The sequence below is a fragment of the Protaetiibacter intestinalis genome, assembly GCF_003627075.1.
GTDB classification, from domain to species: Bacteria; Actinomycetota; Actinomycetes; order Actinomycetales; family Microbacteriaceae; genus Homoserinibacter; species Homoserinibacter intestinalis.
Map to the genome: position 1 here is coordinate 2440876 of NZ_CP032630.1, position 17818 is coordinate 2458693.

Annotated in this window: 9 protein-coding genes; 8 read left to right on the forward strand and 1 reads right to left on the reverse strand. The window is 72.7% G+C overall.

The window, feature by feature from the left end; genetic code table 11:
* The first annotated feature begins 3 nt into the window (after positions 1-3).
* The 6 genes from D7I47_RS11590 to D7I47_RS11615 all read left to right on the forward strand — a co-directional run bounded on the left by D7I47_RS11590 (position 4) and on the right by D7I47_RS11615 (position 14103).
* The gene (locus D7I47_RS11590) at positions 4-5940 is read left to right on the forward strand and encodes an Ig-like domain-containing protein (RefSeq protein WP_120763201.1); all 5937 of its coding nucleotides are present in this window, start codon (positions 4-6) and stop codon (positions 5938-5940) included.
* A gap of 29 nt (positions 5941-5969) precedes the next feature.
* Positions 5970-6941 carry an AAA family ATPase gene (locus tag D7I47_RS11595; protein WP_120763202.1) on the forward strand — a complete coding sequence of 324 codons (972 nt, stop codon included), beginning with the start codon at positions 5970-5972 and terminating at the stop codon, positions 6939-6941.
* A complete protein-coding gene (locus D7I47_RS11600) occupies positions 6938-8311 on the forward strand; it encodes a DUF58 domain-containing protein (RefSeq protein ID WP_227000652.1) in 1374 nt (457 codons plus the stop codon). The genes D7I47_RS11595 and D7I47_RS11600 overlap by 4 nt, the downstream gene beginning before the upstream one ends.
* On the forward strand, positions 8308-10608 hold the full coding sequence (locus D7I47_RS11605) for a transglutaminase-like domain-containing protein (protein WP_157981717.1): 2301 nt from the start codon (positions 8308-8310) through the stop codon (positions 10606-10608). Before D7I47_RS11600 ends, D7I47_RS11605 begins: the two co-directional genes overlap by 4 nt.
* Positions 10605-11324: a zinc-ribbon domain-containing protein gene (locus D7I47_RS11610; RefSeq protein WP_170154376.1), complete on the forward strand. Its 720-nt coding sequence runs from the start codon at positions 10605-10607 to the stop codon at positions 11322-11324. The genes D7I47_RS11605 and D7I47_RS11610 overlap by 4 nt, the downstream gene beginning before the upstream one ends.
* An 88-nt stretch (positions 11325-11412) precedes the next feature.
* Positions 11413-14103 carry an FtsK/SpoIIIE domain-containing protein gene (locus tag D7I47_RS11615; RefSeq protein WP_120763205.1) on the forward strand — a complete coding sequence of 897 codons (2691 nt, stop codon included), beginning with the start codon at positions 11413-11415 and terminating at the stop codon, positions 14101-14103.
* Positions 14104-14105: 2 nt separating this feature from the next.
* Here the strand turns inward: D7I47_RS11615 and ald are convergent, their stop codons facing one another.
* The gene (gene ald / locus D7I47_RS11620; RefSeq protein WP_120763206.1) at positions 14106-15221 is read right to left on the reverse strand and encodes an alanine dehydrogenase; all 1116 of its coding nucleotides are present in this window, start codon (positions 15219-15221) and stop codon (positions 14106-14108) included.
* 189 nt (positions 15222-15410) lie between these two features.
* On the opposite strand from ald, the gene D7I47_RS11625 reads away from it, so the two are divergent.
* Both D7I47_RS11625 and D7I47_RS11630 read left to right on the forward strand, forming a co-directional pair.
* Positions 15411-16622 carry a polyamine ABC transporter substrate-binding protein gene (locus D7I47_RS11625; protein ID WP_120763207.1) on the forward strand — a complete coding sequence of 404 codons (1212 nt, stop codon included), beginning with the start codon at positions 15411-15413 and terminating at the stop codon, positions 16620-16622.
* The gene (locus D7I47_RS11630; protein WP_120763208.1) at positions 16622-17818 is read left to right on the forward strand and encodes an ABC transporter ATP-binding protein; all 1197 of its coding nucleotides are present in this window, start codon (positions 16622-16624) and stop codon (positions 17816-17818) included. The genes D7I47_RS11625 and D7I47_RS11630 overlap by 1 nt, the downstream gene beginning before the upstream one ends.

Genomic DNA, 17818 nt, shown 5'->3' on the forward strand with positions numbered 1-17818 from the left:
GTCGTGTCCTGGCTGTCGACGCATCGATCGCTCGTCGCGACCGCGACGAGCGGCACGGTCGTGGCCGCGCTCGTCGCCACTCTCGCGGTCGTCTCGACAGGATATACCGCGCAGCGCATGGATCTCAGCGACCCCTCGGTCTGGGTGGTCGGCGGCGACCGCCAGGCGATCGGGCGCGCCAACACCGAGGTGCTGGAACTCGACAGCGTCATCCCGACGGACGCCGAGGACGCGCAGCTCGTCCAGTCCGGCTCGACCGTGCTGCTCGTCGACGGCGCGTCCGCGACCGTGCAGCGGGTCGACCCTGTCACCTCGACCCTCGGCGACGACATCGCCCTGCCCCCGCAGCAGCCGGAGCTGTTCCTGGCGGGCGACCGCGTGGTCGTGTTCGCACAGGCCACCGGCGAGGTCTGGCTCGTGCCGCTCACCGAGCTCGACACCTTCGACGCCGCCTCGCCCTCCACCCTGAGCCTCGGCGAGGGCGCCGTCGTGACGGTGACCGGCTCCGGCGCCCTGCTCGCCTACGTCCCGGAGACCTCCGAGGTGTGGCGGGTCGAACCCGGGGAGCTCGTGGTGGGCGACCGGACCGGTGTCGGATGGGATGCCGCGCGCAGCGACGACGTGCAGCTCACCGCCGTGGGCGAGGACTGGGCGGTGCTCGACACGACGATCGACGAGCTCGCGACGGCCTCGGGCGTGCACGAGCTCGGCTCGCTCGCCGGCACCAATCAGCGCCTGCAGGCGCCGGGGCCGGCGGATTCGCGCGTGCTCGTGGCCGACTCGGCGAGCCTGCTCGCGGTGCCGCTCGGCGGCGGTGACGCGACCGTGCTCGCCGACGACGTGGCGGGCGTGCCGGTCGCACCGGTCGTCGTCGACGGGTGCCGCTTCGCAGCCTGGACGAGCGGGGCGCTCTGGCGCACGTGCGGTTCGGACGACTCCGTGCGGTTCGCGCTCTCGGGGATGCCGGGCAACCCCGCGCTCGCCTTCGCCGTGAACGGGGGCCGGGTCACGCTCAACGACACGGCGAGCGGCGCGAGCTGGGCGATCCAGTCGGACGGCGAGCTCATCGACAACTGGGACGACCTCATCCTCGACGACGACGAGCAGCAGGAGCAGCCGGAGGCCGACGACGAGACGCCCCCGGAACTCGAGGAGGTGCAGCAGCCGCCCGTCGCGGTCGACGACGAGATGGGCGCGCGGCCGGGCCGGGCGAGCGTGCTGCCCGTGCTGCTGAACGACTACGACCCGAACGGCGACGTGCTCGTCGTGACCTCCTTCGATCCCATCGACGAGGCGCTCGGCCGCCTCGACCTCGTGAGCCGCAACCAGCAGCTGCAGCTCACCCTCACCGACGGGGCGAGCGGCGTCATCCGCTTCCGCTACACGATCTCCGACGGCCGCGGGGGCACCGCGAGCGCGGAGGTGACGGTGACCGTGCGGAGCCCGGAGGAGAACTCGCCTCCCCAGGCGGTGCGCACCTCGACGGCGACCGTGGCGTCCGGGGGACGCGTCTCGACGCAGGTGCTGGGGGACTGGTTCGACCCCGACGGCGACGCCATCTATCTCACCGCGGCGTCGATCGCGGCGCCCGACCAGGTGGGCTTCAAGCCCGACGGCGTCGTCGTCTTCACCGACGGCGGCGAGGGCACCGGCATGAAGACGGTCGCGCTGACCGTCTCCGACGGCCGCGCCGTGAGCGGCGGATCGCTGCAGGTCACCGTGCGTCCGCGCGGGGAGGTGCCGATCCTCGTCGAGCCCTGGGTGGCGCTCGCCTCGGCGGGCGAGGAGATCACGGTGCGCCCGATGCAGCACGTGCGCGGCGGCAACGCGACGATCCGGTTGGGCGGCGTGCCGCCCAAGGCCGGCACGACGATCGTGCCGAGCTTCGAGGCGGGCACCTTCACCTTCCTCTCCGACGACGTGCGCACCCACTACATCGAGTTCACGGTGACCGACGGCACCCAGACCGTGACCGGATTCGTGCGGATCGACGTCTCGGCGCCCGCCGACGCCTCCACGCGCCCCATCACGGTGCCGAAGACGATCTTCATGACCCTCGACAGCACGCAGACGGTCGACCCGCCGACGACCGACATCGACCCCGCCGGCGGCGTGCTCGTGGTCACCGGTGTCATGAACATCCCGGCGGGCTCGGGCATCGTCGCCGAGGTGCTGGACCAACGTCGGGTGCGCGTGACCCTCAACGCACCGCTCGACACCCCCGTCAGCTTCAACTACCGCATCAGCAACGGGCTCGCCGAGACCGAGGGCACCATCACGGTCGTCGAGATCCCGAGCCCGCAGCGCCTCCAGCCGCCCATCGCGACCGACGACCAGGTGACGGTGCGCGTCGGCGACGCGATCGACATCTCGGTGCTCGACAACGACGAGCAGCCCGACGGTGCCGAGATCACCCTGCTGCCCGACCTCGCCGTCGAACTGCCCGAGGACGGCGGTCTGCTGTTCGTCGCGGACGACCGGCTGCGCTACCTCGCCCCGCAGACCGCGGGCAACTACTCGGCCGTCTACGCGATCTCCGGCCCGGACGGGCAGGTCGCGCAGGCGCGGGTGCTCATCTCGGTGCGCGAACGCAACGCGGCCACCAACAACCCGCCCGTGCCGCGCACGGTGACGGCGCGGGTGCTCGCCGGTCAGACGGTGCACATCGACATCCCGACGAGCGGCGTGGACCCCGACGGCGACGCCGTGCAGCTCATCGGGCAGACCACGAACCCCGAGAAGGGCAGCGTCGTCTCGGTCGACGGCAACAGCATCCAGTACCAGGCGGGCGACTACTCCTCGGGAACCGACGTGTTCCAGTACGCGGTCGTCGACGGGCTCGGCGCCCGCGCGACCGGCACCATCCGGGTGGGCATCTCGCCTGCCCTCGAGGGGGCCCGCAACCCGGTCGCGAACATCGACACCGTCACCGTCCGTCCCGGGCGCACCGTCTCGGTGCGGGCGCTGCTCAACGACTCCGACCCGGACGGCAGCGTGCTCCGCATCCGGCAGGTGGAACCCAACGACGACGTGACCAAGGCGCAGATCGTCGGCGACGACGTCGTCCGCATCACGCCGCCCTCGGTGGCGGGCGACTACAGCGTCGTCTACACGATCGAGAACGACACAGGCGGCACGAGCTCGAACTTCATCCGGGTGACGGTCTCGCCCGATGCGCCGCTCGCCCGTCCGAACGTCACCGACACCGTGCTGAGCGTCACCGACGTGCTCGAGCGCGAGACGGTCGACGTGTCGGTGCTCGAGCGCGCGTTCTGGGCGGATGGGGACGTCTCCGAGCTCGGGGTCGAGCTGGTGCCCGGGTTCTCGGAGTCGGCGGAGGTGCTCGCCAACAAGCGCGTGCGGGTGACGATCGGCGACCGCAGCCAGATCATCCCCTTCGCGGTCTTCCGGCCCGACGAGCCGACCATCCGGGCCTACGCCTTCATCCGGGTTCCGGGTTACGACGACGCCCTTCCGCAGATCAACACCAAGGCGCCGCCGCTCAAGGTCGAGAGCGAGTCGACCGTGCGCATCGAGCTCTCGCAGTACGTCGTCGCCCTGGGCGGGTCGAAGGTGCGGCTGACCGACTCGAGCACCGTGCGGGCCACCCACTCCGACGGCTCCTCTCTCGTCGTCGACGAGGACACCCTCGAGTTCACCTCGGCCGATCGGTACTGGGGGCCCGCCTCGATCAGCTTCGAGGTCACGGACGGCACCTCGGCGACGGACCCCGACGGACACGTGACGACGCTCTCGCTGCCGATCGAGGTGACCCCGCGCGAGAACCAGCCCCCCATCTTCAGCGGCGGTGTCGTGGAGTTCGAGCCCGGCCAGCAGAAGGAGCTCGACCTCGTCAAACTCACCAAGTACCCCTACGACGACGACATCGACGAGCTCACCTACGCGGTGCTCGAGCCGCTCCCCGTCGGGTTCAGCTACCAGATCAACGGCCAGCGCCTGCTGCTCACCGCCGACGCCTCCGCGGTCAAGGGCAGCACGACGAGCATCACGCTGAGCGTCCGCGACGCGCTCAACGAGGGCCAGAGCGGTCGGGTGGAGCTGCGCGTCGTGCCGTCCACCCGGCCGCTCGCCCGCCCGATCGCCGACCAGGCGATCGCGCGGCGCGGCGAGACGACCGTCGTGGACGTGCTCGCCAACGACGCCGCCACCAACCCCTTCCCCGACGTGCCGTTGCGCGTCGTCGACATCCGCGGCCTCTCCGGGGCGACCCTGCCCGCCGGCATCTCGATCACCCCGAGCGCCGATCGCTCGAAGCTCTCCGTCACCGTCGCGGACGCCGCCGAGCCCCTCGACACGACGCTCCAATACCAGGTGGCGGACGCGACGGGGGATGCGGACCGGTACGTGTGGGGCACCGTCACGATCTCCGTCCAGGATGTGCCCGATCCGGTCACCAACCTCCGGGTCACGGAGTTCGGCGACCGCACCCTCAAGCTCGGCTGGTCGCCCGGGCCGTTCAACAACTCGGCCATCACCGAGTACCGGGTGACGATGACGAACGCCGCGACGGGCTCGACCCTCTCGACGACGAGTTGCACCGTCACCGTCGGCTGCGCCGTGACGACGCCGGGCAACGGGCCCTCGAACGCCGTGCGGTTCACGGTCGTCGCGATCAACGCCATCGGCGAGTCGCTGCCGTCCGAACTCGCGGGCAGCATCTGGTCCGATGTCATCCCGCCGCCGCCCTCCGCGGTCACCGCGACGCCCGTCGACCACGGACTGCGCGTCACCTGGCGCAAGCCCGCCACCACCTCCGGCAGCCCCGTCGACAGCTACGTCGTGACGGTCGCGGGGGTTGCCGTATCCGTCACGGTCGACCCCGCCGATGCGGTCGGCACCGAGTACTCCAAGGTCGTCAGCCAGCCCGGCATCGCCAACGGCGCGGTGGCGCCGTTCTCGGTGAGCGCCCGCAACAAGGCGCCCAACTCGCTCGCGACCTGGAACGAGGCAGGGGGGACGGGGACTCCGGCCGGCGCCCCGATCGTCACGGCGAGCCCCGCGGCGAGCGCCTCCACCACCGACGGCACGACCGTGAGCGTCGCGTGGCCGGGAGCGTTCGCCGACAACGGCAAAGCGATCAGCGCCTACTACGTGGCCCTGCACGACGGCACCCCGCCGGAGTGCACCGTCACGGGCGTCGAGTCGGGTTCGCCGACCTTCACCCCGCCGAGCGGCTCGAACGTGCAGCAGGTCACGAGCGGCACGAGCGCGACCTTCGGCGGCCTCACCCCCAACACGAGCTACACGCTCACGGTGTACGCCTACAACGGACAGGGATGCACGGCATCCGCCCCCGTGACGGCGACTCCGCGGGCCGCCCCCGGCAAGGTCGTGCTGCAGTCGGGTGATGTCACCGGGCTCGTCGCGAGCGGCACCGGCACGTGGGACTTCCAGCTCAACGGCCTGCACATCCCGGAGGGTTCGGCCGACGTCGACAGCTTCGTGTACCGGCTCTCGGGCGGGACGACCGACACGAGCGCCTCGGCCCCGACGCCGTTCGGCGCGTTCCTCACGGCGGGCACCAGCCACTACGGCAACCAGGTGAGCGTCGAGGTGAAGGCCTGCCGCCAGTACACCGAGGTGCTGCTGTGCAGTCAGGAGTGGTCCGACCCCGTCGTGCTCGGGCGTGCGGTGCGCATCCAGCTCGACGGTCTGCAGGCGGTCGAGACCGCCCCGCCGATGCTGCTGCCGCCGGCCCCCGGCACCGGGTACTGGTCGTGGACGGGTGGGCCCGTCGTCGGGGCGCCCGGCTACGACACGGTGAGCTTCGGCTGCGGACCCGACGACGACACCTCGACGCCGCAGTGCGAGGTCGTCGGCGGTGGGCTCACGGGCGACGCGTACCCGGATCTGGTGGTCACCGTGAGCTCGGACGGCGCCGACTATACGCGAACATATTCCTGGACGGACATCCACTGATGGCCCGCCGACCCCGAGAGGATTCCTCCATGACGATGACGCCCGAACAGGCGAGCAGCTTCCACGAGACGTTCGGCCGCCTGGTGTCCGGCGTGGAACAGGTGCTGCTCGGCAAGACGTTCGTCGTGCGGCTCGGCTTCATCGCGCTGTTCAGCGAGGGGCACCTGCTGCTGGAGGACTTCCCCGGCACGGGGAAGACCTCCCTCGCGCGCGCGATCGCGCAGAGCCTCGACGGCAGCTCGAACCGCATCCAGTTCACCCCCGACCTGCTGCCCGGCGACATCACGGGCGTGAGCATCTACGACCAGCGCTCGGGCGCCTTCGACTTCCACCACGGCCCCGTCTTCGCGAACGTCGTGCTCGCCGACGAGATCAACCGGGCGAGCCCCAAGACCCAGGCCGCGCTGCTCGAGGTCATGGAGGAGGGGCGCGTGACGGTCGACGGAGAGACCCATCCCGTCGACGCGCCGTTCATGGTCATCGCGACCCAGAATCCGATCGAGCAGGCCGGCACCTACCGGCTCCCGGAGGCGCAGCTCGACCGCTTCCTGCTCAAGGCCTCGATCGGCTATCCCGACCACGCCTCGACCGTGCGCATCCTCGAGGGCGCGGGCGTGCGCGCCCACGACACGGTCGTCCCGGCCGTCATCACGGCGAAGGAGGTCGTCGAGCTCGCGGCGCTCGTGCGCACCGTGCACGTGGACCCCTCGATCAACGACTACGTGTCGCGGCTCGTCGAGGCGACCCGTTCGGCGGTCGAGGTGCGCCTCGGCGTGAGCGTGCGCGGGGCGCTCGCCCTCGTCCGCGCCGCCAAGACCCTCGCCGCGGCGAGCGGGCGGCACTACGTGGTGCCCGACGACATCAAGTCGCTCGCGGAGGCGGTGCTCGCGCACCGGCTCGTGCTCGACCCCGAGGCGGAGTTCGACGGCGTCACCGCGTCGAGCATCATCGCCCAGCTGCTGCTCGAGACCCCGCCGCCGAGTGATCGGCAAGCCGTGTGAGCTCACGAACGCGCACCTCGAGCCGCGACACGCAGTCCTCGATCGACGCCGTCGGGCTCACCAACACGCGCGCCCGCATCGTGGGCGCGCGCACGGGCGTGCTCGCGGACGCGGTCGTCGGCGTGGTGCGGGCGGCGCGTGCCGTCGGGTCGGTCTCGCTCCGGGTCCTCCGGCGGCTGAGCGCCGTCGTGTCGCCCCTCGGCTGGGTCGTGCTCGCCCTCATCCCCGCGGCGCTCGGGATCGGCTACGCCTTCGGCTGGCTCGAGTTCGTGGCGACCGGGTGGGCGTCCGTCGCGCTCGCGGTCGTGGGTGCGATCGCGCTCATCGGGCGGGCGCCGTACCGGATGTCGCTGCAGCTTCCGCACCGCCGCGCGGTCGTGGGGGAGGCGGCGCGCGGCGCCATCAGCGTGCGCAACACGAGCTCCCGGCGCACGCTCGCCGCGGTGCTCGAGGTGCCGGTCGCCGACGGCGTCGTGGAGCTCGGGCTCCCCGGTCTGCGCGGCGGCACGACCCGCACCGAGGACTTCGCCATCCCGACCGCGAAGCGCGGTGTCATCAAGGTGGGACCCGTGCGGACCGTGCGCGGTGATCCGCTCGGACTCGTGCGCCGCGAGCTGGAGTGGACGGACGGGCTCGAACTCGTCGTGCACCCGCGCACCGTGAGCGTGCCGTCCACGAGCACCGGGCTCATCCGCGACCTCGAGGGCTCGCCCACGCGCGACCTCACCTCGAGCGACGTCGCCTTCCACGCGCTGCGCGAGTACCAGGCGGGCGACGACCGCCGTCACATCCACTGGAAGTCGACCGCGAAGACCGGCACCTACATGGTGCGCCAGTTCGAGCAGACCCGGCGCAGCCACCTCGTCGTCGCGCTCAGCCTCTCGACGCACGACTTCGCGAGCGAGGAGGAGTTCGAGCTCGCCGTGAGCGTCGCGGGTTCGCTCGGCGTGCGCGCCGTGCGCGACGGGCGCACGGTCGCCGTCGTCGTGTCGGCGCTGACGCCGGAGTTCGCGAAGCGCCGCGTGTACGCGGTGCGTCCGCTCGCCGTGCACCTGCCGGAGCGGCTGCTCGACGACCTCGCGACGGTCGACGCGGCGGCGACGGCCCTGCCGCTGCGCGACATCGCCCGCGTCGTGGCCGACGACATCCCGGGCATCTCGGTCGCCTTCCTGGTGTGCGGCTCGCGCACGACCGCGCAGGAGCTGCGCGCCTGCGCGGCACGCTTCCCGGTCGACGTCGAGGTCGTCGCGATCGTGTGCGATCCGGAGGCGATCCCGGGTCTGCGGCGGATCGCCGGCCTCAACGTGCTCACGATCGGCTACCTCGAGGAGCTCCGGCTCGCGCTCGCGCGATCGGCGGCCGTCGCATGAAGCGCCAGGTGGGGCTCTCGGCGATCGGCGACGTCGTGCAGCTGTGGCTCGCGATGGGGCTCGCCGCCGCCATGCTCTGGCCGATCTACCGCTCGAACGGCTTCCTCGTCATGGCGGTCGCGACGATCGCGATCGGCACGATGATCGCGGTCGCGGGAGCCGCCTTCCGCTGGCCGGCCTGGGTCGTGATGCTCGTCACGCTCGGGGCCTTCACCGTCGCCGGCGTTCCGCTCGCCGTCCCCTCGCACGCGATCGGGGGCGTGCTGCCGAGCGTCGACGGCCTCCTCGACCTGTTCTCGGGCGTCGCGCTCGGCTGGAAGCAGCTGCTCACGATCACGCTTCCGGTCGGCGACTACCAGGCGCTCCTCGTGCCCGCCTTCGTGCTGCTGCTCGGCGGCACGGTGCTCTCCGGCAGCATCGCGCTGCGGGTGCGCTACGGCGAGCTCGCCACGATCCCGCCGGCCGTCGTGTTCGTGCTCGGGATCCTCTTCGGGCCCGCGGATGCCATGGCGCCTCTCGTGCTCGGGCTCGCCATGTTCGTGGTGTGCGTCTCCTGGGTCAGCTGGTGGAGGTGGCGTCGCCGTCGGGCGGCGACCCGTCGCTTCGACCGCGAGTCCGGTCCGCTGCTGCGCTTCGGGGTGGAGGTGCGCACGCTCGTGGGCGCCGTCGCGATCCTCGCCCTCGCGGTGACCGGCTCGGTCGCCGCGGCGACCGCCGCGGCCCCGCGCGGCGAGCGCGACGTGCTGCGCACCGCCGTCGCCCAGCCGTTCGACCCGCGCGACTACGCGAGCCCGCTCGCGGGCTTCCGCCGCTACCTCCGCGACGACGACGTCGACCGCACGATGCTCGAGGTGACGGGCCTCCCCGCCGGCGCCCGCATCCGCATCGCAACTCTCGACAGCTATGACGGTGTCGTCTACGCGGTCGGCTCGGCCACCGTCGACTCGGCGTCGGGGACCTTCGTGCGGCTCCCGTCGGCGATCGACCGTTCGGGGGTCGCGGGGGAGCAGCTGAGCCTCGACGTCGACGTCGTGGGCTACTCAGGCGTGTGGGTGCCCACCGTGGGGCTGCTCGGCGACGTGGCCTTCCAGGGCGGCGACGCGACGACCCTCGAGGACGGCTTCGCGTTCAACGAGACGAGCGGCACCGCCGCCGACCTGGGCGAGCTCGACCCGGGCGACCGCTACCACCTCGACGCCGTGCTGCCCGACGAGCCGCGCCTCTCCGACCTCGCCGAGACCGTCCCCGGTTCGGCCGACGTTCCCCGCATCACCGAGGTGCCCGACGAGCTCGCCACGACGCTCGACGGGTACATCGCGGGCACCGACGGCGCCGGGGCGCGCCTCGTCGCGGCGATCAGCGCGCTGCGCACCGACGGCTACATCAGCCACGGGCTCTCGGCCGACGAACCCGCGAGCCGTTCCGGTCACTCCCTCGACCGCATCGCCGAGCTGTTCTCCGGCACGCGGATGATCGGGGATGCGGAGCAGTACGCCGTCGCGGCCGCCCTCATGGCGGATCGGCTCGGCTTCCCGGCCCGCGTCGTCGTCGGCTTCGCACCCGAGTCGGCGGGCGTCGACGCGACGACGACGGTGCGCGGTTCCGACATCACCGCCTGGATCGAGGTCGACACCGCCCGCTACGGCTGGGTCGCGATCGACCCCGTGCCGCCCGTGCGCCCGATCCCCGAAGAGGATCCCGAGGAGCCGACGCCGGTCTCGCGTCCGGAGTCGATCGTGCCGCCGCCCGCGGACCGCCCCGACCCTCGGGAGGATCAGACGGACCCCGACACGACCGCCGAGCAGCCGGTGTCGCCCGACACGACGCTCGAGGTGCTGCTGCAGGTGCTGCGGATCTCGGGGATCGTCGTGCTGGTCGTGCTCGCGGCGCTCTCGCCGTTCCTCGTCGTCCTGGGGGCGAAGGCCCGACGACGGCACCTGCGCAAGACGGCACCGACGACCCTCGCCCGCATCCGCGGCGGCTGGGACGAGTTCGCCGACCTCGTCGTCGACCACCGCCTTCCGCTGCCGCCCTCCGCGACGCGATCCGAGGTGGCCGCCGCGGTCGGCACGCTGCCGTCGCGCGTGCTCGCGGCGGTCGTCGACCGGGCGGTGTTCGCGCCCGGTGAGCCCGCTTCGAGCGACGCGGACCGCGTGTGGGTCGCGGTGCGCGAGCTGCGCGGCTCGCTCGACGCGGGCCGCACCCGGCGGGAACGCTGGCGCGCCCTCGTGTCGGTGCGATCCCTCGGGGGCGGCGCGGTGCGCCAGCTGCTGCGACGACCGGGGGCGCGATCGTGAACTGTCGCCACTGCGGGACCGCCCTCCCGGTGGGCGCCCTGTTCTGCGTCGAATGCGGGCGTTCGGTCGCCGAGCGCGAGCTGCCGACGCCGTCCGCGCCGCGCGTCGAGGCGCCGGCGCCGGTGCCGCCCCATCCGGTCGCCGCCACGCTGCACTGCCCGCAATGCGGGCAGGCCGTGGAGGCCGTCGACATCTTCTGCCCCGAGTGCGGCTTCGTGCTGTGCCCGATCACGGGCACGGACACCTCGGCGATCGCCGTCGTGCCGGCCCCGGAGCCGATGGACTCCGGCGACGAGCCCGACGTCGAGGAACTGCCCGCCGTCGACTTCCTCGCACAGCCGCGGCTCGAGGACATCGAGGAGACCCGGATCGTCGCCGCCCGACCCGCTGCGGAGCGCTACGTGCTGCAGTTCAGCACGGGCGAGAGCGTCGTGGTGACCGGCAGCGGCCTCGTCGGACGCAACCCGAGCGCCGAGCCGGGGGAGTTCGTCGACGAGCTCGTCGCGATCTTCGACGTGGGCAAGTCGGTGTCCAAGTCGCACATCGAGTTCGGCCAGGAGTCCGGCAGGTTCTGGATCAGCGACCGGTACTCCACGAACGGCACGATCGTGCGGCAGCCGGATGCCGAGGCGGTGCGTTGCGAGCCGGGCAGGCGCTACATCATCGCGCGCGGAACCCGCGTCGAGATCGGGGAGCAGTTCTTCATCGTCAGCTGATCCTGCACAGCCCGCGCCGTGCGCCGTTGTCCACCGGATGCGGGAGCCGCGTGCGGCGAGGCTTGGCCTGCGCGCTTGACTGGCCGATGTGAGCCACGACACGGAGAGGATCCCGCTGCCCGGCATCCCGGCCGCTCCTCCCCGTTCGGGTTTCCCGCTCGTCGCCTCGCTCGCGCCGCTCGCCATGGCCGTCGTGCTGTGGGTGATGACCTCCTCGCCCTACGCGCTGCTGTTCGGCCTGCTCGGACCCGTCGTCGCCCTCGCGAGCGCGATGGACGCACGGCGGACGGCGCGTCGGGCCCGGCGCCGGGACGTGGCGGAGGCGCTGCGCCGCCTCGCCGAGCTGGAGCATCGCCTGGCCGACCGCGCGGCGACGCGGCGACGCGTCCTCGAGGCCGAGGGGCCGCCCCTCGGCGCGCGGGTCGCGGGTGAGGAGGAGCCCGGGTCCCTGCGGGTGCGGCTCGGCACGGGCGGCCTGCCCTCCGGCATCGAGTTCGTGCCGGAGGGCGACGTCGAGGCCCCGGAGCTCGCGGAGGCGGTCTCCCGGGTGCGCAGCCGGGGCTCCGTCGTCGACGGCGCCCCCGTGCTGCTCGGCGAGGTCGAGCTCGTCGCGCTCGGGCCGTCGCCGCTCGTGGCGGCCTTCGCGCGCGCCCTCGTGCTGCAGGCGGCCGCCGGATGCCGGCCCGAGGACGCGATCGTCGTCGTGCCCGAGGGGGAGCCCTGGGCGCGTCTGCTGCCGCACCCCGTCGAGACGGGAGAGGCGTGGGAGGTGCGCAGCGACGGGCGTCGCCTCCTCCGGATCTCCACCCGGCACGAGGAGGGTGCGGCGCGGCCCGTCGTCGTGCGCCTGGGGGACGCCGCGGGTTCCCCGCCGCGCGTCGAGTCCGGGGGCGGCTCGATCGCGTTCCGACCCGCGTTGTGCTGCCGCGCGGAGGCGCGCTCCTCGGCCGTGGCGCTCGCCGACCGCGCCCGGCGTCGCGGCTGGCGCAGCGACACGGCGCTGCCGGAACGGGTGCCCCTCGCCCCCCTGCTGGCGGCTCCCGCGCCGGAGGGCGGCCTCTCGGCCGCCTTCGCCCGGGATGCCGACGGGCCGGTCGTCGTCGACCTCGACGCCGACGGGCCGCACGCGATCATCGCGGGCACGACGGGTTCCGGGAAGAGCGAACTGCTCGTGAGCTGGGTGCTCGCCCTCGCGGCGCACCATCCGCCCGGCGAGCTGGGCTTCCTGCTCGTCGACTTCAAGGGCGGCGCGGCGTTCGCACCGCTCGCGGAGCTGCCGCACGTGCGCGGCATCGTGAGCGACCTCGATGCCGCGACCGCGACGCGCGCGGTGAGCAGTCTGCGGGCCGAGCTGCAGCGCCGCGAACGCGAGCTCGCACGGGCGGGCGCCCGCGCGATCGCGGAGCTGCCCCCCGGGTCGCTCGCGCGGCTCGTCATCGTCGTCGACGAGTTCGCGGCGCTCGTCGCGCTCGACCCGGAGCTGCAGGGGGTGTTCTCCGATCTCGCCGCGCGCGGCCGTTCGCTCGGGCTGCACCTCGTGCTCGGCACCCAGCGTCCCGCGGGCGTCGTCCGCGATGCGGTGCTCGCGAACATCACGCTGCGGATCTGCCTCCGGGTGCTCGACGCGGGCGACAGCGAGGCGCTCATGGGCACCCGGGCCGCCGCCGCGCTCCCCGCGGAGGCCCGTGGCCGGGCGCTGCTCGGGATGGGCGGGCGAGCCCGCCCCGTGCAGACGGCCCTCTCGACACCGCGAGACGCCGCGGCGCTCCGCGAGCGCTGGGCCGGGCATCCGGTGCCCGCCGAGCGGCCCTGGCTCGATCCGCTGCCGGCCGAGCTGCCCGAGTCCGCCCTCCCCGCCCGCGGTGGAGCGGGGACGGAGGCCGTCATCGGCCTCGTCGATCGTCCCGCGGAGCAGCGCCGCGTGCCGCTCGCCGTCGATCCCTGGACGGGTGGCCTGCTCGTCGTCGGTGCGGGCGGGGCGGGCCGGACGACCGCGCTCGCGATGCTCGCCCGCGTGACGGATGCCGCCGTGCGCTGGGTGCCGGACGACCCGGCCGAGCTGTGGCAGGCCCTCGTCGCGGAACCGGACGGACGCACCCTCGTGATCGCCGACGACCTCGACCGCACTCTCGCGATCGCCGATCCCGAGCAGCGGGCCGAGCTCGGCGAGCTCCTCGTGCGCACCGTCCGCGACGCGCGCCGCACCGGCCTCGGCCTCGCCGCGAGCGCGCGCGCGGTCGGCGGGGCGCTGCACGCCGTGCAGTCGGCGTTCGAGCACCGGCTGCTGCTGCGCCTGCCCAGCCGCGAGGAGCACCTGCTCGCGGGCGGCGAGCTCGGCGGTCACCGCGCGGACCGCCGGCCGGGCGGTGCCGTCTGGCGGGGTTCGGAGGCGCAGCTCGCCGTCCCCGGGGGGCCGGTTCCCGCGCCCTGGCGGGCGAGCCTCCGCGACGCGAGGCTCGGCGTAGGGGAGTGGGCGGTCGTCTCGCCGCACCCCGCACGGCTCATCGCGGCCTGGACCGCCCGGGGCGTCGACGCGGGGCCCGCCGGTGCCGTGCCCCGGCCGGCGGTCGTCGTCGGCGACGTCGACGACTGGCTCGCCGACTACGCGGCGCTCGGCGCCGTGCGCCGGGAGGGGCGGATGCTGCTCCTCGGTTGCACGGCCGCCGACCATCGCGCCCTCACCCGGCTGCGCACGCCGCTGCCGCCGCTCGGGCGGGCCGACGGCGAGGCGTGGCTCGTCGAGGGCGGCGAGACCGGTCGCGTGCGGGTGGTGCCCTGAGCTCAGGCGAGCCCGAGCTGGGCCTCCTCGACCTCGACGCCGAGGGCGGCCGCCACGGCGGCGTTGACCACCCGGCCCGCGTGCACGTTGAGACCGCGCGCGAGCGCCGCATCCGCGCGCAGCGCCTCGCGCCAGCCTGCGTTCGCGATCGCCCGCACGTAGGGCAGCGTCGCGTTGGTGAGGGCGTAGGTGGAGGTGTTGGCGACCGCGCCCGGCATGTTCGCGACGCAGTAGAACAGCGAGCCGTGCACCGTGAAGGTCGGGTCGGTGTGGGTCGTGGGATGCGAGTCCTCGAAGCAGCCGCCCTGGTCGATCGCGATGTCGACGAGCACGCTGCCCGGCTTCATCCGGGCCACGAGGGCGTTGGTCACGAGCTTCGGAGCCTTCGCCCCCGGCACGAGGACGGAGCCGATCACGAGGTCGGCGTCGAGCACGGCGCGCTCGATCTCGAAGCTGTTGGATGCGATCGTGCGGACCCTGCCCATGTAGTGCGCGTCGAGCTCGCGCAGTCGGGCGATGTTCGTGTCGAGCACGGTGACCTGGGCGCCGAGCCCCACCGCCACCTCGATCGCGTTCGTCCCGGCGACCCCGCCGCCGAGCACGACGATGTGGGCCGACCGGGTCCCGGGCACGCCCGGCACGAGGAGCCCCGGGCCGCCGTGCGGCCGCATCATGACGTTCGCGCCGACGATCGGCGCGAGGCGGCCCGCCACCTCGCTCATGGGGGCGAGGAGCGGCAGGGCACCCGACGGCAGCTGCACGGTCTCGTACGCGATCGCGGTGACGCCGCTCGCGACGAGCGCGTGCGTGAGCTCGGGCTCCGCGGCGAGGTGCAGATAGGTGAACAGCACGAGCCCGTCGCGGAATCGCGGGTACTCGCTCTCGATCGGCTCCTTGACCTTGAGCACGAGCTCGGCCTCGCCCCACGCCGTCTCCGCGTCCGGCACGATGCGCGCTCCGGCGTCCGCGTACGCCGCGTCGGTGAGGGAGGAGCCGAGCCCGGCTCCGCTCTCGATGAGCACCTCGTGCCCGTTCGCGGTCAGGTCGTGCACCCCCGACGGGGTGATGGCCACCCGGAACTCGTTGTTCTTGACCTCGCTCGGAACCCCGACCTTCATATCGCCAGAGTAGTCGCGGATACCGAGGATTCCGAAGGAGAAGTACGTCTTCTGATGCTGATTTCGTGAAATCTATGTTTCGAAATGGACGCTTTTGCCCGTTCGGTACGTCTGCTGCGTCGCGATGTGTCAGTATCAACCCACGGCATCGCCGCCTGTGCCCGCGCACCACGTGAAGGAGTCCAACCGATGACCCGGTCGCTTCCCGAAGACCCGCTGATCCGCAGCCTCGTCATCCAGGCGCGCCGTCACCAGATGAGCCGCCGCGCCGTGCTCGCCGGTGCCGGAGCCGGAGCCGCGGCGCTGACCCTGGCCGCATGCGCGCCCGAGGGCAGCGGCAAGCCGACCCCCGCGGAGGACAACTCGGCCAACGACCCGACCCTCACCTGGGCCAACTGGGCGCTCTACCTCGACGAGGACGACGACGGCAACCACCCCACCCTCGAGGCGTTCACCGAGGCGACCGGCATCACCGTCGACTACCGCGTCGACATCGACGACAACAACTCCTTCTACGCGAAGGTCAAGGACCAGCTGGCCCTCGGCCAGCACATCGGCTCCGACCTCGTGTGCCTCACCGACTGGATGGTGAGCCGCTGGATCCGCCTCGGCTACACGCAGACGTTCACCGACGCGAACCTCCCGAACGCGCGGGCCAACCTCGAGCCGAGCCTGCTGAACGTCGACTTCGACCCGGGGCGCACGCAGTCGCTGCCGTGGCAGGGTGGCTTCGCCGGCATCTGCTGGAACAAGGAGAAGGTGCCGAACGGCCTCAAGTCGGTCAGCGACCTGTGGGATCCCTCCCTCAAGGGCCGCGTCGGCGTGCTGAGCGAGATGCGCGACACGATCGGCGTGATCATGCTCGAGCAGGGCGTCGACATCTCGGGCGACTTCACGGACGACCAGTTCGGCGCCGCGATCGACCTCTTCCGCGAGCAGGTCGAGAGCGGGCAGATCCGCAACATCAAGGGCAACTCGTACATCGACGACCTCGCCAACGAGGACACCCTCGCGGCGATCGTCTGGTCGGGCGACGTCACGACGCTCAACCTCGAGAACGGCGACCGCTGGGAGTTCGCGCTCCCCGAGGCGGGCGGCACGATCTGGAACGACAACTTCATGATCCCCGTGGGCTCGCCGCGCAAGACGAACGCCGAGAAGCTCATCGACTTCTACTACGACCCCGAGATCGCCGCCGAGGTGGCGGCGTGGGTGAACTACATCACCCCCGTCGTCGGCGCGAAGGAGGCGGCCGAGGCGATCGATCCCGAGCTCGTCGACAACCAGCTGATCTTCCCGAACGAGGAGACGCTCTCCCAGGTCAAGCGGTTCCGCTCGCTCACCCCCGCCCAGGAGCAGGCCTACGGTGCCGAGTTCCAGTCGGTGCTGATCGGCGCCTGATGGCCGGATCGTTCGACGAGTCGGGAGCCGACCTCGAACTGGTCGGCGTCACGAAGCGGTTCCCGGGGTTCACGGCGCTCGAGAACCTCAACCTGATGATCCCCGCGGGATCGTTCTTCGCCCTGCTCGGTCCGTCCGGATGCGGCAAGACCACGACCCTGCGTCTCGTCGCGGGCCTCGAGGAGCCGACCGCCGGTCGCATCCTGATCGGCGGGAAGGACGTCACCGCCAGCAAGCCGCACCAGCGGCCCGTCAACACGGTGTTCCAGAGCTACGCCCTGTTCCCGCACATGACGGTGCTCGCGAACGTGGAGTTCGGCCTCAAGCGCCGCGGCATCGCGAACGCGCACGCCCTCGCGCACGAGGCGCTCCGGCTCGTCGAGCTCGATCATGTGGCGTCCCGCCGGCCCACCCAGCTCTCGGGCGGTCAGCAGCAGCGCGTCGCGCTCGCCCGCGCGATCGTCAACCGGCCGGCCCTCCTGCTGCTCGACGAGCCGCTCGGCGCCCTCGACCTGAAGCTCCGCCGTCAGATGCAGCTCGAGCTCAAGACGATCCAGGGCGAGGTGGGGCTCACCTTCCTCCATGTGACCCACGACCAGGAGGAGGCCATGACGATGGCCGACACGGTCGCCGTCATGAACAAGGGCCGCATCGAGCAGATGGGCGCCCCGGAGGAGCTCTACGAGCTGCCGCGCACCGCCTTCGTCGCCAACTTCCTCGGTCAGTCGAACCTGTTCACGGGGGAGGTGGTCGAATCCGGCAAGGATGCGCTCACCGTCGACATCGCCGGGCTCGGCCTCAAGGTGCCGCGGGAGCGCGCCCAGCGCCACGCCGGCGAGGTGACGATCGGCGTGCGGCCCGAGAAGCTCACGCTGCTCACCGCGAAGCCCACGGTCGCCGCGGGCGTCAACGTGCTCGGTCCGGGCGTCGTGACGGACGTGTCGTTCACGGGCGTGAGCACCCAGTACCTCGTGCAGGTGCCGGGGCTGCCCGTCATCACGGTGTTCGCGCAGAACATGGCGTTCGGCCCCGTCGTCGAGGCGGGCGCCGAGGTGTGGGTGTCGTGGCGGGTCGAGCACAGCTTCGGTCTCGCCGACGAGCCGGCGCCCGAACCCAAGTTCGCGGACGACGACGACACCAAGACCATCGCGGTGCAGCGCAGGCAGCGCCTCGAGGACGAGCTGGAAGAGGCCTGA